Annotated in this window: 19 protein-coding genes; 5 read left to right on the forward strand and 14 right to left on the reverse strand. The window is 68.1% G+C overall.

Annotated features, from left to right (window positions below):
* Window positions 1-3: 3 nt before the first annotated feature.
* The gene (locus tag BMW87_RS12250) at window positions 4-939 is read right to left on the reverse strand and encodes a fatty acid desaturase (RefSeq protein ID WP_093076516.1); all 936 of its coding nucleotides are present in this window, start codon (window positions 937-939) and stop codon (window positions 4-6) included.
* 214 nt (window positions 940-1,153) lie between these two features.
* On the opposite strand from BMW87_RS12250, the gene BMW87_RS12255 reads away from it, so the two are divergent.
* Window positions 1,154-2,815 (forward strand): rhodanese-like domain-containing protein, encoded by a 1,662-nt coding sequence (locus BMW87_RS12255; protein ID WP_093076517.1) that lies wholly within the window; start codon window positions 1,154-1,156, stop codon window positions 2,813-2,815.
* On the opposite strand, the gene minE is transcribed toward BMW87_RS12255, so the two are convergent.
* The 5 genes from minE to BMW87_RS12280 all read right to left on the reverse strand — a co-directional run bounded on the left by minE (window position 2,772) and on the right by BMW87_RS12280 (window position 6,662).
* Window positions 2,772-3,050, reverse strand: coding sequence for a cell division topological specificity factor MinE (gene minE / locus BMW87_RS12260; RefSeq protein WP_093057088.1), 279 nt, complete (start codon window positions 3,048-3,050; stop codon window positions 2,772-2,774). The genes BMW87_RS12255 and minE overlap by 44 nt on opposite strands.
* 3 nt (window positions 3,051-3,053) lie before the next feature.
* Entirely contained in the window at window positions 3,054-3,869 is an 816-nt protein-coding gene (gene minD, locus BMW87_RS12265) for a septum site-determining protein MinD (RefSeq protein ID WP_093057168.1), read from the reverse strand.
* 72 nt (window positions 3,870-3,941) lie between these two features.
* Window positions 3,942-4,715, reverse strand: a complete 774-nt coding sequence (gene minC / locus BMW87_RS12270) for a septum site-determining protein MinC (protein ID WP_093076519.1) — start codon at window positions 4,713-4,715, stop codon at window positions 3,942-3,944.
* Between the two features lie 128 nt (window positions 4,716-4,843).
* A complete protein-coding gene (locus BMW87_RS12275) occupies window positions 4,844-6,127 on the reverse strand; it encodes a solute carrier family 23 protein (protein ID WP_093057086.1) in 1,284 nt (427 codons plus the stop codon).
* Between the two features lie 112 nt (window positions 6,128-6,239).
* The gene (locus tag BMW87_RS12280; RefSeq protein WP_093057085.1) at window positions 6,240-6,662 is read right to left on the reverse strand and encodes a hotdog fold thioesterase; all 423 of its coding nucleotides are present in this window, start codon (window positions 6,660-6,662) and stop codon (window positions 6,240-6,242) included.
* A gap of 93 nt (window positions 6,663-6,755) precedes the next feature.
* Here BMW87_RS12280 and BMW87_RS12285 point away from each other — a divergent pair, with 93 nt between their 5' ends.
* Window positions 6,756-8,108 (forward strand): AsmA family protein, encoded by a 1,353-nt coding sequence (locus BMW87_RS12285; protein WP_093057084.1) that lies wholly within the window; start codon window positions 6,756-6,758, stop codon window positions 8,106-8,108.
* On the opposite strand, the gene BMW87_RS12290 is transcribed toward BMW87_RS12285, so the two are convergent.
* The 3 genes from BMW87_RS12290 to BMW87_RS12300 all read right to left on the reverse strand — a co-directional run bounded on the left by BMW87_RS12290 (window position 8,092) and on the right by BMW87_RS12300 (window position 11,282).
* Complete coding sequence (locus BMW87_RS12290) at window positions 8,092-9,480, reverse strand: tripartite tricarboxylate transporter permease (protein WP_093076520.1); 1,389 nt, start codon at window positions 9,478-9,480, stop codon at window positions 8,092-8,094. The two genes, BMW87_RS12285 and BMW87_RS12290, sit on opposite strands and share 17 nt — an antisense overlap.
* A complete protein-coding gene (locus BMW87_RS12295; protein WP_093076522.1) occupies window positions 9,477-9,929 on the reverse strand; it encodes a hypothetical protein in 453 nt (150 codons plus the stop codon). Before BMW87_RS12295 ends, BMW87_RS12290 begins: the two co-directional genes overlap by 4 nt.
* A 66-nt stretch (window positions 9,930-9,995) precedes the next feature.
* Window positions 9,996-11,282, reverse strand: coding sequence for a hydroxymethylglutaryl-CoA reductase, degradative (locus BMW87_RS12300; protein WP_093076523.1), 1,287 nt, complete (start codon window positions 11,280-11,282; stop codon window positions 9,996-9,998).
* Between the two features lie 137 nt (window positions 11,283-11,419).
* Here BMW87_RS12300 and BMW87_RS12305 point away from each other — a divergent pair, with 137 nt between their 5' ends.
* Complete coding sequence (locus BMW87_RS12305; RefSeq protein ID WP_093076525.1) at window positions 11,420-12,805, forward strand: aminotransferase-like domain-containing protein; 1,386 nt, start codon at window positions 11,420-11,422, stop codon at window positions 12,803-12,805.
* Here BMW87_RS12305 and BMW87_RS12310 read toward each other — a convergent pair.
* Complete coding sequence (locus BMW87_RS12310; RefSeq protein ID WP_093076526.1) at window positions 12,795-13,577, reverse strand: crotonase/enoyl-CoA hydratase family protein; 783 nt, start codon at window positions 13,575-13,577, stop codon at window positions 12,795-12,797. The genes BMW87_RS12305 and BMW87_RS12310 overlap by 11 nt on opposite strands.
* Window positions 13,578-13,654: 77 nt before the next feature.
* Between BMW87_RS12310 and BMW87_RS12315 the strand changes: the two genes are divergently transcribed.
* On the forward strand, window positions 13,655-14,461 hold the full coding sequence (locus BMW87_RS12315) for a PaaX family transcriptional regulator (protein WP_093076528.1): 807 nt from the start codon (window positions 13,655-13,657) through the stop codon (window positions 14,459-14,461).
* A 4-nt stretch (window positions 14,462-14,465) separates the two neighbouring features.
* On the opposite strand, the gene BMW87_RS12320 is transcribed toward BMW87_RS12315, so the two are convergent.
* From BMW87_RS12320 to BMW87_RS12330, 3 genes are read right to left on the reverse strand one after another with little or no spacing between them, the layout of a single operon-like run.
* A complete protein-coding gene (locus BMW87_RS12320) occupies window positions 14,466-15,725 on the reverse strand; it encodes a metal-dependent hydrolase family protein (protein ID WP_093076529.1) in 1,260 nt (419 codons plus the stop codon).
* Window positions 15,722-16,231, reverse strand: coding sequence for a GAF domain-containing protein (locus BMW87_RS12325; protein WP_093076531.1), 510 nt, complete (start codon window positions 16,229-16,231; stop codon window positions 15,722-15,724). Before BMW87_RS12325 ends, BMW87_RS12320 begins: the two co-directional genes overlap by 4 nt.
* 12 nt (window positions 16,232-16,243) lie before the next feature.
* Window positions 16,244-17,611: an MFS transporter gene (locus tag BMW87_RS12330; protein WP_093076532.1), complete on the reverse strand. Its 1,368-nt coding sequence runs from the start codon at window positions 17,609-17,611 to the stop codon at window positions 16,244-16,246.
* 118 nt (window positions 17,612-17,729) lie between these two features.
* Here BMW87_RS12330 and BMW87_RS12335 point away from each other — a divergent pair, with 118 nt between their 5' ends.
* A complete protein-coding gene (locus BMW87_RS12335) occupies window positions 17,730-18,647 on the forward strand; it encodes a LysR family transcriptional regulator (protein WP_093057074.1) in 918 nt (305 codons plus the stop codon).
* A gap of 9 nt (window positions 18,648-18,656) precedes the next feature.
* Here the strand turns inward: BMW87_RS12335 and BMW87_RS12340 are convergent, their stop codons facing one another.
* Complete coding sequence (locus BMW87_RS12340; RefSeq protein WP_093076534.1) at window positions 18,657-20,468, reverse strand: feruloyl-CoA synthase; 1,812 nt, start codon at window positions 20,466-20,468, stop codon at window positions 18,657-18,659.
* Window positions 20,469-20,509: the final 41 nt, after the last annotated feature.

Raw genomic sequence — 20,509 nt, forward strand, 5'->3', positions numbered from 1 at the left:
GCGCTACCAGGTGGGGTGGACAGGGGTGAACACCGGCCTGAACAGGTGCCGCCGCACGATCTCCCCATACCCCCGGTAGTAGAAGTTGCCGTTCGCCGCGAGCACCGCCGCGCGATGCCTGCGGAAGTACACCGGTATCTCGTACCAGGGCATGGTGGGCGCGCGGTGGTGCACGTGGTGCAGGTTGTTGAAGAGGTACAGCAGCCCGAACACGAGATTCGATTCGACGATGGCCACGCGCTCGTGCGGCGTATCGGCCCAGCGATGCTCGGTGAAGGTGCGCAGCGACCCCAGCATCATCCCCGGGTACACGAAATACAGCAGGTACTCGCCGAAGCCCATGCCGCAGACGGCGGTCACGTAATACAGCACCGGCGCCACGCTCAGCGCATGCCAGAGCCACGTCGGCAGGCGCGAGAAATTGCCCGACAGCACCTGGGCGGTTTCGAAGCGCACCAGCTTCCACAGCCGCAGGAACGGCCCCAGCACCACGCGGAACGCGATCGTCTGGTTGGCCATGTAGATCCATCGCCACACCAGGCCGTAGCCCGCCCACGCAGGCGCGGAGTGGTAGGCACTTTCGTTGTCGCGCTCCGGGTGCGTGAGGTGGAAGTTGACGTGGTGCGAGCTGTGGCCGCGGTTGTAGAACGGATACGGCAGCCACAGGTTCAGCGGCGGCCACACCACCGCGTGGCGCAGCCACTTCGGCAGGTGGCGCATCGCATGGATGCTCTCGTGCTGCAAAGAGAAGTGAAGTTGCGCGAGAAAGCCGCCGGCAAGGAACAGCGCCCAGCCCGGCAGCGCTGCATGCCACCACAGCAACGCGGCCCATGCGGCATAGAGCACGGTGGCCAGCAGCAGCGTGGGCACTTCGTAGTGCCACCACCAGTGCCGGCGTGTGCGTGCCAGGGCGATGGACGGATCGGCAGTCGTTGTCATGGTGCGAAGGACTGCGATGCTAGGCATGAAGAACCTGTCTGCATGCGCGCATTTCGCATATGCATCGGCGTGAAACTTCCTTCCCGCATTGGCGTGATGCGGTCTACGCTTGCTGTCTTTGCCGTTGTTCAGGGTGCGATCACGCCGACGGCGGGGGACATTCGCGGAGGGGAGTACCCGGTGTCATGCGCACGCGCCCCGAAAGCAAGTACACATGAATCCGACCAGGGCAAAAACCGTCACCCCCGCAGACCTGCAGGCTCTGCTGCTGCAAGAGCCCGCAGCCGAGCTGGCGCTGCTCGACGTGCGCGAAACCCGGTGGTTCGTCCAGCGCCACCCCAACCTCGCGCGCAACGCACCCTTCAGCGGGCTCGAGCTGCAGGTCGGCACGCTGGTGCCGCGCCGCTCCACGCCCGTCGTGCTCTACGACGACTACAACGCGCCCGACGGCGTTGCACAGGCGGCCACAGCCGTGCTCGCGCGCCTGGGCTACACCGACGTGCGCACGCTCGACGGCGGCCTGCAGCGCTGGGTGACCGAAGGCCTGCCCGCCATCGACGGCTACGGCACGCTGGTCAAGGCCTTCGGCGACCGCGCACGGCTGCACTACGGCACGCCGGCACTGCCCATCGAGGCGCTGCGCGCACGCCAGCGCGAAGGCCGGCCGACCACGCTGGTCGATGCGCGGCCGCGCGCCGAGTTCGAATTTCTCTCGCTGCCCGGCGCGCGCAATCACGCAGGCACCGAGCTGGCGCTGCGCCGCTTCGAGCCGCACGGGGCCGACGACCATCTCTGGGCCATCAACTGCTTCAGCCGCACACGCGGCATCGTCGGCGCGACCACGCTGCGGCTGCTGGGCCGCGCGCCCGATGCAGTGTTCGTCGAGGACGGCGTCATGGCCTGGGGCCTGCAGGGCGCACCGACCGTGCAGAACGCAGCCCCCAGCGACGAACTGCCGCCCGAATCCCCCGAAGTGCTGCGCCGCATCGCCGACGACCTGCTCGAACGCTTCGCCTTGCCCGTGGCCGACGCCGCACAGCTCGCCCGCTGGCGCGACGACAACGACCGCACCCTCTACGTCTTTGACGTGCGGCCTACCGCCGACCCGGCCTTCGTGGGCACAGGCGTGCAGCAGGTACCGGGTGGCCAGCTGCTGATGCATTTCGAGAACCTCGTCGGCACGCGTGGCGCGCGCATCGTGCTGCTCGACGATCCGGCGCATCGGCTGCGCGCCGCCATCACCAGCTTCTGGCTCACGCAGCTCAACCAGGCCGAGATCTACGTCTACGAAGGCGAGCTGGCGCCGGACCAGGCACCGCCTGCCACCGCAGCGACAGTGAACGATGCCCCTTCGCCTCTCGCCCCCGACGCGCTGGCCCAGCTGCGCAGGAACGGCGCCGTCACGGTGATCGACGTCGGCCCCAGCCTCGGCTACGAGCGCGGCCACCTGCCGGGCGCGCTCTACATGCTGCCGGCCTCGCTGGCGCCACTGGCTTCGCACGCCGTGGCTGGTCGCACGCTGGTCTTCACTTCGCCCGACGGCACGGCCGCCGCCCGCGTGGCGCGCGATGCGCACCAGCGCTGGCCAGGTTCGGGGGCGGTGTTCACCTGGCTCCAGGGCGGAACACAGGGCTGGAAGGCTTCCGGCAGGCCGCTCGCGACCGCTTTCGTGGCGGCCCAGCTGCTGACCCCCTTCGACGACGACTGGGGCTCGGTGATGCGCGTGTTCGGTCCGCGCCGCGATGCGGCCTGGGCCGACTACCTCGCGTGGGAACGCGCATTGGCAGAACGGGTCCTGCAGGACCCGTCCGTGCGCTTTCGCTTCTTTCCGCTCAGCGCGCCGGCGCAGGAGTCGGGTCGGGCAGCTCGATCTTGATGTCGAGCACTTCGAGGTTGTCCTGGGTCTCCAGGTGCACCTTGATGTCTTCCGCGTTGATGGACACGTACTTGGAAATCACCGCCACCAGCTCGCGCTGGAGTTCGGGCAGATAGTCGGGCCGCTTCTTGCCGCTGAGGCTGGACCGCTCGTGCGCGAGGATGATCTGCAGCCGCTCCTTCGCGACGCTGGCAGTCTTCTTCTTTTCGCCCAGCAGGAACGAGAGAAAGGACATGGACTACTTGCCTCCGAAAATCCGCTTGAAGAAGCCCGGCTTCTCGGCGTCGACGAAGCGCATCGGCTTGTCTTCGCCGAGAAAGCGCGCCACCACGTCGCTGTAGGCCTGCGCCACGTCGGTTTCCTTGTCGTGGATCGCGGGCACGCCCTGGTTGGAAGCGTGCAGCACGCTTTCCGACTCGGGGATCACGCCGATCAGCTTGATGCGCAGGATGTCCTGGATGTCTTCGAGCGACAGCATCTGCCCGCCCGCCACCCGGTTCGGGTTGTAGCGGGTGATGAGCAGGTGCTCCTTGATGGGCTCGCTGCCGTCCTTGGCGCGCTTGGTCTTGCTGCTGAGCATGCCCAGGATGCGGTCCGAGTCGCGCACCGAAGAAACCTCGGGGTTGGTCACCACCAGCGCCTCGTCGGCGAAGTGCATGGCCATCATGGCGCCGGTCTCGATACCCGCGGGCGAGTCGCAGACGATGTATTCGAAGTCCATCGCGGCGAGGTCGGTCAGCACCTTCTCCACGCCTTCCTGCGTGAGCGCTTCCTTGTCGCGCGTCTGCGATGCGGCCAGCACGAACAGGTTGTCGCACTGCTTGTCCTTGATGAGTGCCTGGCTCAGGTTGGCTTCGCCCTGGATGACGTTGATCAGGTCGTACACCACGCGGCGTTCGCAGCCCATGATCAGGTCGAGGTTGCGCAGGCCCACGTCGAAGTCGATCACCGCCGTCTTCTTGCCCGCGAGCGCGAGGCCCGACGCGAAGCTGGCGCTCGTCGTCGTCTTGCCGACGCCGCCCTTGCCCGAAGTCACCACCACAATTTTGGCCATGGCCATTCCTTCTTGTTTCGATTCAGTTGTTGCTTGTCAGGGTCGCCGCGTTCCGTGAGCCGGTGATCCGGGTCATGGAATAGCGTCGATCGCAATTTTCTTGCCGTCCAGCCGCACCTGGGCCGACTTGCCCAGCACCGTGTCGGGCAGCGGCACCTCGTTGGTCCGGTAGATGCCCGCAATGGCCACCAGCTGCGCTTCCATGCAGGTCGAGAAGATCCGCGCCTCGGTGTTGCCCCGTGCGCCGGCAATGGCCTTGCCGCGCAGCGGTGCGTACACATGCACGTTGCCGTCTGCGATGACCTCGGCGCCGAAGCTCACCACCGCCGTCACCACCACGTCGCCGCCCCGGGCGTACACCTGCTGGCCCGAGCGCAGCGGCTTGTCGATCAAGAGCGTGCCGTTGGCCGGCACCGGCACCTCGCGCACGATCTGCGGGGCCTCCGAGGTGGGGGCCTCGGCCGGTGGCGCCGGGGCGCGGGGTGCGGGGGCTGCAGGCATGGCCGCCACCGAAAGGCCGGCAGCCCGGGCCGCGGCGTTCTGCCCGGCATTGCCGCCGCGCACCGCGATGGGTTGGGTCTGGTGGCGCGCCAGCAGGCTGCGCAGGGCGGCAAAGTCGATGTCGCCGACGGTTTCGCCACCCTCGCCCTGTGCTTCCTGCAGCAGCGAGAGGTCGATCACCACCGGCTCCTGCTCGAAGAAGTCGGGCGAATCCGCCAGCTGGGCGTCGAGTGCCTCGGCCAGCACGTCCAGGTCGGACGTCTTGAGGATCACTGCGATCAGCGGCAGCGTGGCGCTCTTGAATTCGAAAACCGCCTTGGTGCGCGCGGCGGAGACATCGGCCATTGGAAAACGTCGGTGCGAAAAGCGTTGGAGTCTAACGGGCGCGGGCCAAACCCCGGTGACCTGCCCCCGCAACAGGCCCCTCGGAGAACACTTCTTTCATGAGGTTGCACTTTTCCGGGGGCTTCGCTTCAGTTCTTCGAACGGCCCAGCAGGGCGTAAAGAATGATCGCGCCGAAGGTCGCGGTACCGATGCCGCCGAGAGCGAAGTCGCCGAACTTCAGCGTGAAGTCGCCCGTGCCGATGATCAGCGTGATGGCCGCCACGATCAGGTTCTTGTTCTGCGAGAAGTCGACCTTGTTGTCGACCCAGATCTTGGCACCGGCAATGGCGATCAGGCCGAACACCACGATGCTCACCCCGCCCATCACCGGCAGCGGAATCGCCTGGATCAGCGCGCCGAACTTGGGGCTGAAGCCCAGCACCAGCGCGATGACGGCCGCCACCACGAACACCGCCGTCGAGTAGATGCGCGTGGCCGCCATCACGCCGATGTTCTCGGCGTAAGTGGTCACGCCCGTGCCGCCTGCGGCGCCGCTCACCACCGTGGCAATGCCGTCGCCGATGAAGGCGCGGCCCATGTACGGGTCGAGGTTGCGGCCCGTCATGGCCGTCACCGCCTTCAGGTGGCCGAGGTTTTCCGCCACAAGGATGATCGCCACGGGCGCGATCAGCAGCATCGCGTTGGCCGTGAACACCGGCGTCGTGAAGGTCGGCAGGCCGAACCACGCCGCGTTGGCAATGCCGCTCAGATCGACCGGCTTGCCCATGCCCATGACGTTGGTCAGCACCGCATAGACCACGGTGGCCAGGATCAGCCCCACCAGGATCAGCAGGCGCTGCAGCATGCCGCGCGCGAACACCGCCACCAGGCCCACGCAGAGGAAGGTCACGGCCTGCATCCACGAGTCGAAGTTGCTGGCCGCCATGTTCTTGATCGGTACGCTCGCCAGGTTGAGGCCGATCACCGCCACCACCGCGCCCGTGACCACCGGCGGCATGAAGCGCTCGATCCACCCCGTGCCGACGGCCTGCACGATGGCCCCGATCAGGATGTACACCACCCCGCAGGCCACGATGCCCCCCAGAGCCACCGCGATGTTGGCGTTTGGCCCCTTGCCCGCATAGCCGCTGGCCGCGATCACCACGCCGATGAAGGCGAAGCTCGAGCCCAGGTAGCTGGGCACCTTGCCGCCGGTGACGAAATAGAAGATCAGCGTGCCGATGCCGCTCATCAGGATCGCGATGTTGGGGCTGAACCCCATCAGGATCGGCGCCAGCACCGTGGCGCCGAACATCGCGATCACGTGCTGCACGCCCATGGCGCCGGTCTGCAGCCAGGGCAGCCGCTCGTCAGGCGCGATGACCGCGCCGTTGGCCAGCGAGGACGCGGGCCGTTCAGTCCAGTTGAACATTTCTTGTCTCCTCTTGTTGGTTGTTGGTGGGGCGTGATTGTGGTCGATGAACCCCGCGCTGAACACCACACCCGCAGGAGAAGAAGGAAGGAGCGGCAGGCGCTCCCGCCGGTCAGCGCGGCTGCAGCACCGCCATCGTGATGCGCGACACGCAGGTCAGCTCGCCCGCCTCGTTCGTCAGGTCGATCTGCCAGACCTGCGTGGTGCGTCCGCGGTGCACCGGCCGCGCCGTGCCGATCACCCAGCCGCTGGTGACGGAGCGGATGTGGTTGGCGTTGATGTCCAGGCCCACGGCGCGGTCGCCTTCGGGGGCCGAGTAGTGGGCGCCGCAGGAGCCCAGCGTCTCGGCCAGCACCACCGACACGCCGCCGTGCAGGATGCCGTAGGGCTGGCGGGTGCGTTCGTCCACCGGACAGCGGGCGCGGATGAAGTCGTCGCCCACCTCCAGGAATTCCATGCCCAGTGCCGATACGACGGTGCCCACGTGGTTGCGTGTCAGCGCCTCGACGGAGATTTCTTTTTTCCAGATACGCATGGCGTGCTTCTTTCTTTGTGCCTGTAACAGTGGCCAAAACTATAGCGATGGCGACTGACAAACCGAGTCGCCTTTGCGTGTTACCTTGAATCGATGAAGCACCCCGTCCGCCGCTGGCTCATTGGCATTGCCGTCGCACTGCTGCTGGGCGCGGGCGCGCTGGTGTGGGTGGTGAGCGCGCGCCTGCCCACCGACGACGAGGTGGCCGCGAAGATCGCCGAGGGCTTCGAGAAGCGCTTCGGCGTTGCCCTGAAGGTGGGCGGCGCCCACTGGTCGCTGCTGCCGGTGCCCGTGCTGGTGCTGTCCGACATCGCCACCGACCAGCCGCGCCCCATCACCCTGCGCCGAGCCACCCTGCGGCTGCAGCTTGCGCCGCTGCTGCAGCGCGTCATTGCCGTGGACGAGATCGAAATCGAAAGCCTGGTGCTGCCGCGCGCCTCGGTGCGGGCGTTCCGCGGCAAGGGGCCCAAGCCGCAGGAGGGCAGCGGCAACGTCGTCGCGCTGCCCGCGCCATGGACGCTCGCACCCGTGCCCGTGGAACTGCTGCGCTGGCGCGACGTGGTCTGGATCGACCGGCGCGACATCTCGCTGGCCTACGACGGCGACGTCCGCTTCGACCCCGGCTGGCGCCCGCGCCAGGCCCGGCTCGAGCGCGCCAGTGTCACGCCACCCGTGCGCCTGCGCCTGGACCGCCAGGCCGGACAGGACCGCTGGCGCACCCGCATCGACGCGGGCGGAGGCACCTGGAACGGCGTCTCCCGCTTGGAGACACTGCCCGACGGCAAGCTGCAGTTTTCCGCCGAACTGGAGCCGCGCCAGATCGACATCGAGAGCCTGGTGCAGGCCTTCGACCGCCGCACCTCGGTGGCTGGCAAGTTCTCGGGCAACACCACGCTCGTGGCCGAGGCCGGGAGCTCCGAGGAACTGGGCGCGCTGATCCGCAGCCTGCACACCCGCACCACCTTCTCGGTGCAGCCCGCCACGCTCACCAAGCTGGACGTGGCCAAGGCCGTCGCCACTGCAGGCGTCAGCCGCGGGGGCACGACGCAGCTGGACGAGCTCACCGGCACAGTCGACACCCAGGGCACGGAAGACGGCGTGGTGATCCAGTACACCAACCTCAAGGCCCGCTCGGGCGTGCTCACGGCAAGCGGCAACCTGAAGCTCTTCAACCGCAAGCTCGACGGCGAGATCGCGGTGGACCTTGTCGACGGCGTGATCGGCGTGCCGCTGAAGATCGGCGGCACCGCGAGCGACCCCGAGCTCTCGCTGACCGGCGCCGCGCTCACCGGCGCGGCCATCGGCAGCGCGGTGCTGCCGGGCGTGGGCACGGCCATCGGGGCGCGCGTGGGGCAGCAGGTGGAGAAGATGTTCGGCGGGAGCAAGCCGAAGCCCAAGCCCAAGCCGGCGCCCAGGCCGCGCACCGGCCCTAGGCAAACGCCTTGATCGCCGCCGGCACCGTCAGCACCGCCGTGTAGTACCCCATGAACTGCACGCCGGTGTTGAACCCGATCGCGCGCGACAGCAGCCCGCCCAGCAGCCCCATCGTCAGGATCACCAGCAGCCCGAGCAGCTGGCCTTCCCATACGCTGATGACCACGATCAGCCCGACGAAGGTCGCGATGATCGCCTCGTGGCTCACCTTGCGCGACACGAACAGCGCCGCGCGGCGCGCGAAGTTCATCGTGAACGGATAGGCCACCAGGGCAGCGAGCACCACCGCCAGCATGCCGTAGCCCAGGAACTCCCAGTGGTTCAGCAGGTTGTGCAGGTTGTGCGTCTGGCCGGTGGCCGCATCGATGGTGAACACCGGCGGCGCGTTGAACAGCGGCGCGGCCGGGCCGGCCGCCACAGGGCTCAGCGGCAGGCCGATGGCGATCAGCGGGATCAGCGCCTCGGCGATGTAGGTGGCCTCGGTCACGCCGTTGCGCGCGGCCAGAGTGGTGGTGAGCCGGTGGTACGCATGCTTGATGCGCGAGCCCACCAGTTCGCCCAGCACCACGGTCATCGCGACCGGGCTGAACACGAAGGTGGCGCTGGAGATCGCGGCCGTCGCGAAGGTCCACTTCACCTGCGTGCGGTCCAGCACCTTGAACGGATTCGGGAAGTAGCCCGACCAGCCCTTCACGTCGGGCGCGAGCGAGAAGGTGCGGACCTTGTCGCGCTTCATGCGTGCGCGCGCCGCCGGCGAGATCACCGAGAACAGGTCGGCCACCAGCGGCCCGATGGCGATGCCCAGGAAGTAGCTGATGCCGAGCTTCACGCCGTACTTGCCGGTGAGCGCCTGCAGCGCCACGATCACCATCACGAACGGCACCAGCGTGGCCACCGAGGCCCAGCGCCCGCTGGAGAAGTACGCGATGGCCACGGCCGCCACCACGAAGATCCACGGGGCCGCCTTGGTGATGGCCGCGCCGTAGGGCGCCAGCAGCACCGCGAACAGCACGGCCAGCGGCACCGCGATGAAGGCCGCGATGATCGCGCCCGACACCATCTTGCGCAGCGCGATGTGCGGCACGCCGAGGTTGCGCAGCACGTTCGCATCCTGCAGCAGCGGCGTGGCCATGGTGTCGCCCGGAATGCCCAGCAGCGCGGTGGGCACCGCATGCGTCATGTGCTTGGCCACGGCCGCCGCCAGGAAGAAGGTGAACACGCCTTCGGGCGGCACGCCGAGCAGCACCACCAGCTGGGTGAGCGGCGCGAGCGTGGTGGTCTCGTCGGTACCCGAGACCAGGCCGATGGCCGCGAACACGACGGCGCCGACCAGGCCCATGCCGGTGGCCACGAGGATCTGGTTCAGGAGTGCGGCATCGATCATGGCGCGGCTCCTTCGGTACGGCGAGCGCGGGGCTTGTACGACGCGAACAGGTCGTGGATTTCGAGTTCCTTCATCTCGCGCACCACGGCAGGCGGCAGTTCGTCCACCGAGCCGAGGTCGCCTTGCTCGCCGGCCAGTTCGGCCAGCACCTCTTCGCGCCAGCGCGGATCGGCCGCTGCTCCTTCGACGACTTCGCGCTTCGGCGTGAAGAGCTTTGCGCAGATCAGGCCCGACACCACGCAGCCGCCCAGGCCGGCGAGCATGGCGTAGGCCCGTGCCAGCTCGGGCGTGCCGACAGTGCTCATGAGCACGCGGCTGGCCACGAGGTAGCCCGTGAGGCTCACCGCGATGCCGATGACGATCGACCACGCGAGGTGGCCCAGGTCGGCCGTGTCGCCCCATATCTCCACCAGCCGCCAGCGGGCGGGCGTTGTACTGTCTGCACTCATTTTTCGATGTCTCCGTCTGTGGTTATCTGACGGCCGTCTTGCGTGGCCGCCGCGGTGCTCGTCTGCTTACTTCTTGCGCAGCGCTTCGAGCAGTGCGACCGCGCGGTCGGTGCGCACGTCGTGCTCGGCCGCCATCTGCTTCGCGATGCTGTCGACCTCGTCTCCGGTGGCGCCCGCGACCAGCGCGATGTTGCGGGCATGCAGCGCCATGTGGCCGCGCTGGATGCCTTCGGTGGCGAGCGCGCGCAGCGCGCCGAGGTTCTGCGCGAGGCCCACGGCCACCGCGACTTCGCCCAGCTCCTGTGCCGACTTCACGTCGAGAATCTTCAGCGCGAGCCGTGCGAGCGGGTGTGTCTTGGTTGCACCGCCGACCAGGCCCACCGGCATCGGCATCTCGATGGTGCCGACCAGCGCTCCCGCGGTGTCCTTCTCCCAGGTGGTCAGCGAGGTGTAGCGCCCGCTGCGGCAGGCATAGGCATGCGCGCCGGCTTCCACTGCGCGCCAGTCGTTGCCGGTCGCGACGATCACGGGATCGACGCCGTTCATGATTCCCTTGTTGTGCGTCGCCGCGCGGTAGGGGTCGATGGCCGCGAAGGTGTATGCGTCGATCACGCCCTCGACCACCTCTTCGCCGCTGCGCTCGCGCGTGGCCAGCACCGAGGGTGCCAGCCGCACGCGTGCGCGCGCCAGCCGCAGGTCGGCCAGGTTCGACAGGATGCGCAGCCGCACCGTGCCGCCCGTGAGCTTCTCGACCAGCGGCGAAACCGCCTCAGCCATGGTGTTGACCGTGTTCGCGCCCATCGCGTCGCGCACGTCGACGATCAGGTGCATCACCACCATCGCGCCGCGCGGCGTGTCGCCGAACACATGCACCTCGATGTCGCGGCAGCCGCCGCCCAGGCCGATCAGCACCTTGTCGCGGCTGTTCGCCACGGCAAGGATTTCGTCGCGCGCGCGCAGCAGCGCCAGTCGCGCGCCGTACGGGTCAGTGATGCCGATCACCTGCACCTGTGCGCGCATCAGCGGGCCGGTGCTCGAAGCCTCGAAACCGCCGCCCTCGCGCGCCAGCTTGGCCATGAAGGAGGCGGCGGCCACCACCGAGGGCTCCTCCACCGCCATGGGCACGAGGTAGTCGCGCCCGTTGACGGTGAAGTTGCCGGCCACGCCCAGCGGCAGCTCGAAGGTGCCGATCACGTTCTCGACCATGCCGTTGGCGCGGTCTACGCGGAGGGCGCCGGGCTGGGAAAGCAGTGCCACTTCATCCCCGGAGAGCGATGCGGCCTGCGCGATGTGGGCCAGGCGCTGCGCGGGCGTGAGTGCGCGGAAGTTGGGAATGCGGGAATCGGCGACCATCGTTGCTTGTCTCTTCGGAAGATGAATTTGGGAGCAGGCAATTTAGGTCGGCTGTACCGCCGGTGGAAGGCACAGTTTGGCGGGACAGTGCGGACAGTGGTGCGCGAAAGCGGGCCGCTGTGTCACAGTCGGCGCCCATGACCACGATTGCCGATTCGCTCGCAGAGACTCTTGCGCGCCAGATCGCCAGCGGCGCCTACAAGGCCGGCGACAAGCTTCCTTCTCTGCGCGAGCTTGCGCAGCTTCATCGCTACGCCAAGAACACCGTCGTGGCCGCCTTCGAGCTCCTGGTGTCGCGCGGGTTGGTCGAGCCGCGCCGCGGTTCGGGCTACTTCGTGCTGCCGCAGCAGGTGGTCAAGCCGGTGGAAGAAGACGCCGGCAGTCTCGGTCGCGCCATGGACATCGTGTGGCTCATGCGCGAGCAGCTCAAGACCCAGCCCGACGCCATTGCGGTGGGCGATGGCTTTCCACCGGTCGAATGGCTGGCCGACGTTCGGCTCGACAAGTACCACCCGAAGGTGGTCCGCACGGGGCTCGGCGCGCTGTTCCGCTACGGCAGCCGCTTCGGCTATGCGCCGCTGCGCGACCATCTCGTGCGCAAGCTGGCCGACTTCGGCATCGGCGCCGAGCCGCGGCAGATCGTGCTGACGCACGGCGCCAACGAGGCGATGGACATCGTCATCCGCTACTTCGTGCCTCCCGGCGGCAAGGTGCTGGTGGACGACCCTGGCTACTACCCCCTCTTCGGCAAGCTCAAGCTCGCGGGCGCGCAGGTGCTGGGCGTGCCGCGTCTGGCCGACGGGCCCGACCTCGAGGCGCTGGAGCGCCTGCTCGTTGCCGAGCGCCCGCGCCTGTTCTTCACGCAGTCGATCGCGCACAACCCCACGGGCTCCGACATCTCGCCCGCCAAGGCCTTCCGCGTGCTGCAGCTCGCGCAGAAGCACGACCTGCTGATCGTCGAGAACGATCCGCTGGCCGACTTCAAGCCCACCTCGCTGCCGCGCCTGGCCGCGCTCGACCAGCTGGAACGCACGATCTACATCGGCAGCTTCTCCAAGTCGTTCTCCGCAGCGCTGCGCGTGGGCTTCATCGCCTGCGGCGCCGACCTGGCGAGCGACCTCGCGGACCTGAAGGCACTGATCCACGTGAGCAGTTCGGAGTATTGCGAGCGCACGGTCGACGTCATCCTGAGCGAGGGCCACTACCAGCGGCACCTCAATCGCCTGCAGGCGCGGCTCGGCGAAGCCACGCGCAACGCGATCAAGCTGTTCGACTCGGTCGACGCAGAGGTGTTCGCGCGAACCCCGCAGTCGCTCTACGTGTGGGCCGCGCTGCCCGGCGTGGCCGACTCACTGGCCTTTGCGAAGGAGCTGCTGCCACGCAAGATCGTGATGGCGCCGGGGCGCATCTTCAGCGTCGATTCGACGCAGGTGTCGCGCTGGTCGCGCTTCAACGTGGGCGCCATGGCCGACCCGCGCTTCGCCAAGGCGCTGCGTAGCACGCTGCGCTTCTTCAGCGCTTGAACTCCCCGTGGCGACCGGCGCCACCGGCGAAGCGCGCCGCGCCGGCTTCGCCTTCGGCGAAAACCATCGGCACGCCCTGCGCACCCTCGCGGCGCAGCGCCTCGGCCAGCGGCATGTCCCACTGCGCGTAGGCGGAGCGGCGGTCGGCCAGCATGCATTGCTGCGGGAATGCAGAGAGCTGGTGAGCCAGCTCCTGCGCGGCGGCCAGCGCACCGCCGGGCGGCGTCACGCGGTTGATCAAACCCATCGCCAGCGCCTCGGGCGCGCCCACCGGACGGCCCGAAAGAATCATGTCGAGCGCGCGCCCCATGCCCACGATGCGCGGCAGCCGCACCGTGCCGCCGTCGATCAGCGGCACGCCCCAGCGGCGGCAGAACACGCCGAACACCGCGTCGTCGTCGGCCACGCGCAGGTCGGCCAGCAGCGCGAGCTCGAGGCCACCCGCCACCGCATAGCCGTTCACCGCCGCGATCAACGGCTTCGACAGCGCCATGCGCGTCGGCCCCATCGGGCCGCTGCCACCGCCTTCGGTATCGAGCTCGTTGCGTCGGGCCGGGTCACCTACGGCCGAGAGGTCGGCGCCCGCGCAGAAGTTGCCGCCCGCGCCGGCCAGCACCGCGACGCGCAGCGCGTCGTCGGCCTCGAAGCGCTCGAAAGCCTCGCGCAGTTCGGCGGCCACCACGCCATCGACCGCATTGCGCTTTTCCGGGCGGTTCAGCGTGATGGTGCAGACCGTGCGGTCCACGTCGTACGCCACGTACTGCATGGCCATGCGTGCATCCTTTCGGGCTAAATTACATTAGCGGTCGCTCGGTTGCATCGTAGGAAATATTTCTCTGTTTCGCAATTATGGACAAAGTATGTAATGTGCCGGTCGCCATCCCCAGCGCGCCGGAGCTGATTCTCGACCTGCTGGTGGCTGACGGCGGCACGCTGAGTTCGCAGGCGCTGTGCCGCGCGGGCGAGCTCATGGGCATCGGTGAATCGACGCTGCGCGTGGGCCTGACGCGGCTCGCGGCCGAGGGCAAGATCGCGCGCGGCGAGCGAGGCAGCTACGCACTCAACCGCAAGGGCCCGGCACTGTCGCGCGCGGTCGACGACTGGCGGCACAAGCAGGCGCAGGCCGTCGCATGGCACGGCGACTGGCTCGCCGTGCACGACGCCGGCGTGCCGCGCGCCGACAAGACAGCGTGGCGCCATCACGCTCTTGCGCTGTCGCTGCGCGGCTTTGCGGCGCTCCGGCCGGGGCTGAACATCCGGCCCGACAATCTCGCGGGTGGGTTGGAAGGCGAGCGCGTGCAGCTGGCGGCCCTGGGCCTGTCGCGTACCGCCCTGGTGTTCCGGCTGGCCGATCTGGACGATGCCGCGCAGGCCGCCGCACGCAAGCTTTGGAATGTGCGCGCGCTGACGGCCGATTGCAGCCGCCTGCAGGCGGGCCTGGAACGCAGCGAGAGGCGGCTGCGCACCCAGCGGCTCGAAGTGGCCACGCGCGAGTCGCTGCTGCTGGGGCGTGCCGTGATCGCGCACCTCATCCGCGATCCGCTGCTGCCGGCCGAACTCATGTCGCCCGAACCGCGCGCCGCGCTGCTCGCCGCCACCCGTCGCTACCAGGACAAGGCGCTGGTCCTCTGGCGCAAGTGGCTGGCGCTGCCGTAGCCCTTCAGTGGACGGTGCCCAGCTCGTCGAACTGCACCACGCCTTCCTTCATGACCAGTGGGATGCGCTCGCCCTGGCCCAGCAGGCAGCCGACGTCGCGCAGCGGATTGCCGTCCACCACCAGCAGGTCGGCCAGCGCGCCGGGCACCAGCCGGCCCAGGCGGTCGCTCATGCCCAGCACCTCGGCCGCGACCGTCGTTGCGCTGGCAATGGCCTCGGCGGGTGACAGCACTTCAGCGCGCAGGCGGAACTCGTCGCTCTGCAGGCGCTGCGATTCGCCCAGCAGGTCGGAGCCGTAGCCCATCTTCACGCCCGCTGCCTTGTAGATCTCCAGCGAGCGCAGGCCGGCCTCGCGCACGCTGGCCACCTTGGCCACGCTTTCCTTCGGCAGCCCGAAGCTCTCGCCCTCGTTGGCCAATGCGTCGTAGGTGACCAGCGTTGGCACCACATACGCGCCGAGCTGCGCCATGAGTTCGGCCGTGGGCGCATCGACAAGGTTGCCGTGCTCGATGGTGCGCACGCCGCAGCGCACGGCCCGCGCGATGGCCTCGGCGGTGTAGGCGTGTGCCATCACATAGGTGCCGCGCCCGCGGGCCTCTTCGACGATGGCGCGGATCTCGTCCTCGCTGTAGCCGAAGGCGCCCACCGGGTCGGTCGGGGAGGCCACGCCGCCGGAGGCCATGATCTTGATCTGGTCCGCGCCCATCTGCAGCTCCTCGCGGACGGCACGGCGCACCGCGTCCACGCCGTCGACCACGCGCGCCAGCGCACCGACGCGCACGCAGGTGGCGCACGCCCCGTCGTTGCTTATCAGGTAGTCGGAGCGCGCGCGCATGTCGCCGTGCCCGCCGGTCTGGCTCAGTGCGCGGCCGGAGACGAACAGGCGAGGACCCTGCGCCAGCCCCGATTCCACCGCCTGCTTGAACGCGAAGCCCGCACCGCCCGCGTCGCGCACCGTGGTGAAGCCACGGCGCAGCATGCCGCGCAGCATGGGCACGCTGCGCAGCGTGATGAGCACGTTGGGCATGTGCACCTGCCGCGAGAGATTGAGCTCCACCGCGATCACGTGCACGTGCAGGTCGATGAGGCCGGGCATCACGGTCTTGCCCTTCACGTCGATCGTGCGGGCCGAGGGGCTGTGAATAGGCTTGTCGGAAACCTCGCGGACCACGCCGCCTTCGACCAGGATGTGGTGGTTTTCCAGCAGCTCGGGGCGCTGCGGGTCGAGCAGGTTGGCGTTCTTGAAAAGCACGGTGTTCGTCATGCCATGGACTCCTTGGTCTGTTGTGCCATCACGGCGGGCAGCGCCAGCTGCGCGAACACGCGCGCGGGCTCGACGTGCCCGGTGTCGTACCAGTTTTCCTCGTGCAGCATGTTGAGCGTGCCCAGTGTCTCGCCGCGCCAGCGCAGCGGAATGTTCAGCACGCTGTGGCAACCCAGCGACACGATGAGTTCGTGGTCGTAGAACACGTCGCGCAGGTCGTCGGCGTTGCGGCCGATGTAGGGCAGGCCGCGCTGCATCACCTGCTGCATCCACGGGGAATCGGTGATCGGCTTGCGCCCGCCCACCGGGTAGGCCTCGCGCATGTTGGTGTAGATGCGTTCCGACTCGCGCGCCTCGCGGTGGTGCACCAGGATGGTGAAGAGCCGGTGGCCGATGGTCGCGGCCACCGCCTTCTCGAGCGCGTCGAAGGTGGCCTGGGGTTGTTGCGTGTCGGCATGCGCGCGCGCGACGGCCGACAGCGATTCATCGAGAAGCTTGGGTTGCATGGATGCCCTGAGTCAGGAAAGTTCGGCGGCCGCAATGTCTTCCAGCGAACGGCCGCGCGTCGGGATGCCCATGAAGGTGACGGCCGCCGCGCCCAGCAGCAGCACTGCCGTCGTCATGCCGAACACCCCCGCGAAGCCCAGCGCCGGATAGATGAAGCCCACCAGGATCGGCGCCGTGATGCCGCCGATGCGCCCGATGGCCGACGCCAGGCCGGAGCCCGTCGCACGTACCTGTGTCGGAAAAACCTCCGGCGTGTAGGCATAGACGCCCGCATAGGTGCCGTTCATGAAGAAGGACAGCAGCACGCCCGCCGCCATGATCTGCCCGTCGCTGTGCGTGAAGGCCAGCCCCAGCGCCGAGAGCCCGCCCAGCAGCATGTAGCTCACGATGGTGGCCTGCCGGCCGATCTTCTCGTTGAGCCACGCGGCTGAGAAGTAGCCCGGAATCTGCGCGAGGTAGATCACCAGCGAGTAGCCGAAGCTCTTGGTGATCGTCATGCCGTTCTGGATCAGCAGGCTCGGAATCCAGGTGAAGAACGAGTAGTAGCTGAAGGTGATCGCCAGCCACATCAGCCAGGTCATGGTGCTGATGCGGATGAGCTTGCTGGAGACCAGCGTGGCGTAGTTCTTCAGCAGGCTGCCGCGGCTGTTGCTGGGCGGCGGCGCGGCCACGTCCTCTGCGTTGAGCGCCGGCAGCGCAAGGCCGCGCTGCACGGTCTCGGACTCCATCGCGTCCACGATGGTCCCGGCCTCGGCCTGCCGCCCCTGGCTTTCCAGCCAGCGCGGCGATTCGGGCAGCGCGCGCCGCCACCACAGCAGCAGCACCACCGGCATCGCGGTGATGAAGATGACGATGCGCCAGCCCTGCGGATGCGCCGGCACGATGAAGTAGCCCAGCAGCGCCGCCGCCACGAAGCCGAACGAGAAGAAGCCCGCCAGCGCGCCGGTGAAGGTGCCCCGGTAGCGGCGCGCCACGAACTCCGACAGGTAGGGCGCGATGATCGCGCTCTCGGCGCCGGCGCCGAAGCCGGCCACGATGCGCAGCCCGAGAAACACCGTCCAGCTGTCGACCATGCCGCTGAAGAGCGACGCCACGCAGTAGATCGCCAGTGCCGACATCATCACCACGCGCCGCCCGAACAGGTCGCCGCAGGTGCCGGACGCGAGGGCGCCGAAGAAAAAGCCGATGAAGTTCGCGCTGGCCAGCACACCGATCTGCACGCTGCTGAGCCCCCATTCGGTGCGCAGCACCGGCAGCACGAAGGCGATCACCGCGGCGTCCATCGCGTCGAAGGTGTAGCCCAGTCCTCCCATGAGGAGCAGGCGCCGATGGAAACCGGAGAACGGCAGGCGCTCGATGCGGGCCGACAGCATGGTCATGTGAATCCCTCGACTTCGGTGGTGCAGAGAAGCGGCAGATCGTAGGATCGCGGGGATATCACGACAAATTTATACGTGTGATTGTGTTTATTGATTCAGTGAATGGTCAGGCCGCACGATGAACTACCGCTCCGCCGATCTCAACCTCCTGAAGGTGTTCGAGGCCCTCATGACCGAGGGCAACGTCACGCGTGCCGCCAGCAAGCTGTCGCTGACGCAGCCCGCGGTCAGCAATGCGCTGCGCCGGCTGCGCGAGACCTTCGACGACGCGCTGTTCGTGCGCAGCGGGGCTGGCGTCAACCCGACGCGGCGGGCCATCGACCTGTGGGAGCCGCTGTCGCAATCGCTGCATGCGATTCGCGGCACGCTCGACCTGGAGCGCTTCGATGCGCTGCGCAGCACCGCCAGCCTCAGCATCGCGATGTCTGATTACGTCTCGGGCATCGTGGTGCCGCGGCTCGCCAGCAAGCTCAGCAAGGCGGCGCCGTCGATGTTGATTCACGCGATTCCCAACACACTGGTGGATTTCGACAAGGTGCTGGCCGACAACAAGGCGGACTTCGCGATCAGCGTCTACAACGAGGAAGTGCAGCGGCCGGCGTTTCTCAAGTCGAGGGCGCTGTGGTCACCCGATTTCGTCTGCGTCATGCGCACCGGGCATCCGCTGGCGCGCGCCGACAGGATTCCGCTGAAGAAATTCCTCGCGGCGCGCCATGTGGACGTGAGCCTTGTCGGCAAGACTACGCCGACCTACGACCTGTTCCTGCACAGTCGAGGGCTGCAGCGCAACCTGGTCGCGACGGTGAACCACTACGGAGCTGCGTACGAAGTGGTGCGCCGCTCCGACCTGATCGCGGTGCTGCCGTGGTCCGAGAAGTTCGAGCCTGCGCGCCTGGCCGGCCTGCGCCGCATGCCCGTACCGCTGGAGGCGCCGGCACGCGTCATCGAACTGTTCTGGCACCAGCGGCACGAGACCTCCGCGCTGCACCAGTGGCTGAAGAACACACTGCTGGCGCTGTTCGAGCAGCCTTCGTGATCTTCTTGATCAGACGCGCAGCCGCACCACCTGCGGGTCGTCATCGGCAAGGGCGTGCAGGCGTGCCACGTCCGCCGCGCGTCGCGTGAGCACCGCGCGCTGGTTGATGTAGCCCTTGTCGGTGATCTCGCCCGCATCGAGGCTCGGCGGCTCGGCCAGCACCAGTGCACAGGCCGGGCATTGCGAGGAACCCGCGCCTTCGTCGCGCAGCGAACGCAGCACGCCGGCGATGCGCTCACCCATGGCCTCCGGCGGCAGCACCGCGCCTTGCGGGCTCGCAAACACCAGCATGCCGATCTCGTCGCGGTCGTGGCCGGTGAGCACCACGTCCTGCGCATGCGGCGCGAGCATCGACACCAGTTTCACGCGCAGCGTGCCCACCGACACCCAGGTGCCGGTCGAGAGCTTGAAGTCTTCCGCCACGCGGCCGTTGAAGATCACGCCATGCGCGGGCTGCGCCGGGTTCGCGAGAAAGCCGGCGTCGCCGATGCGGTAGTAGCCCTCTTCGTCGAAAGCCTGCGCCGTTTCGCGCGGCGCATCGCGGTAGCCGGGGAACACCGAGACGCCCTTGACGCGCATCTCCAGCTTCTCGCCGTTGGGCACGAACTTCAGCTCCAGCCCCGGCAGCGGCGCGCCGATGCAGCCGGCACCGTCGAGCTTCCAGTGCGCGGAGGTGATGGCGGGCGAGGTCTCTGTCGCGCCCCACGAGGTGGTGAGCCACAGCGGCCGCGTGGGCCGCACGCGCTTTGCCACCGCTTCGAGCCGCTGCCAGGTGGAGGGCGCCAGCGCCGCCGCCGCATAGAAGGCAAGCCTTAGCCGCGAGAACACTTCGGCGGCCAGCGCGTCGTCGGCTTCGAGAAAGGGCAGCAGCATGTCGAAGCCGCGCGGCACGTTGAACAGCAGCGTGGGCTTCACCTCGCGCAGGTTGCGCACCGTCTTCTCGATCAGCCCCGGCGCGGGCCGGCCCTCGTCGATGTAGAGCGCGCCGCCGTGGCACAGCACCATGTGCAGATTGTGGTTCGCACCGAAGGTGTGGCTCCAGGGCAGCCAGTCGACCAGCACCGGCTTTTCCTGCGCGAGGAAGCGCCAGGTCTGCGCCATCATCTGCTGGTTGGCGCAAAGCATGCGGTGCGTGTTGATGACCACCTTGGGCTTGCCGGTGGAGCCGGAGGTCAGCAGGTACTTGGCGTGCGTATCGGGCAGCACGTCGGCGAAGGCCTGCATGACGGCGGGTGTTTCCTTCGCTGCGAGCAATCGTTCAAACCCGATCGCACCGGGATGCGCATCGGCGTTGCGGCTGAACACCGTGACCGCTTCCACGCCACAGCCCGCGAGCGATGCGCCGTATATCTTGGCGTCGGATGCATAGATCAACGCGGGCTTCAGCGCCTGCAGCATGCCGTGCAGCCGCGAAGGGTCCTTGGCCATGCGCGAATAGGCGCTTGAGAGCGAACACGCGGTGCGGCCGATGTGCATGGTCGCGAGCATCAGCACGGCGTGGTCTATGGCGTTGTCCGAGAGGATCACGACCGGCTGGTCTGCCGGCAGGTTCAGGTCGAGCAGGCCTTGCGCCACGGAGCCGACTGTTTGGCGCAGCGCACGGTAGTCGAGCTTGCGCCAGCCTTCGCCTGTTTCGTCGCGCTCGGCGAAGGCCAGTGCGTCGGGCGTTTCCGCGGCCCAGCGTTCCAGCCATTCGCCGATGCAGCGTGCGTAAGGCTTCAGCGCCATCGGCGAGCGCAATGCGAACGAACCGTCGTCGAAGTCGATGCGCACCGTGCGGGGTGGGGCGATCAGGCTCTCGTCATTGAGGAAGTCGGTCATTTCAGTGTTCCGGGGTTTGTTCAGGGCTAGTGCGAATGACA

Source organism: Variovorax sp. OV084, from assembly GCF_900111625.1.
In the GTDB taxonomy this organism is placed as follows: Bacteria; Pseudomonadota; Gammaproteobacteria; order Burkholderiales; family Burkholderiaceae_C; genus Variovorax.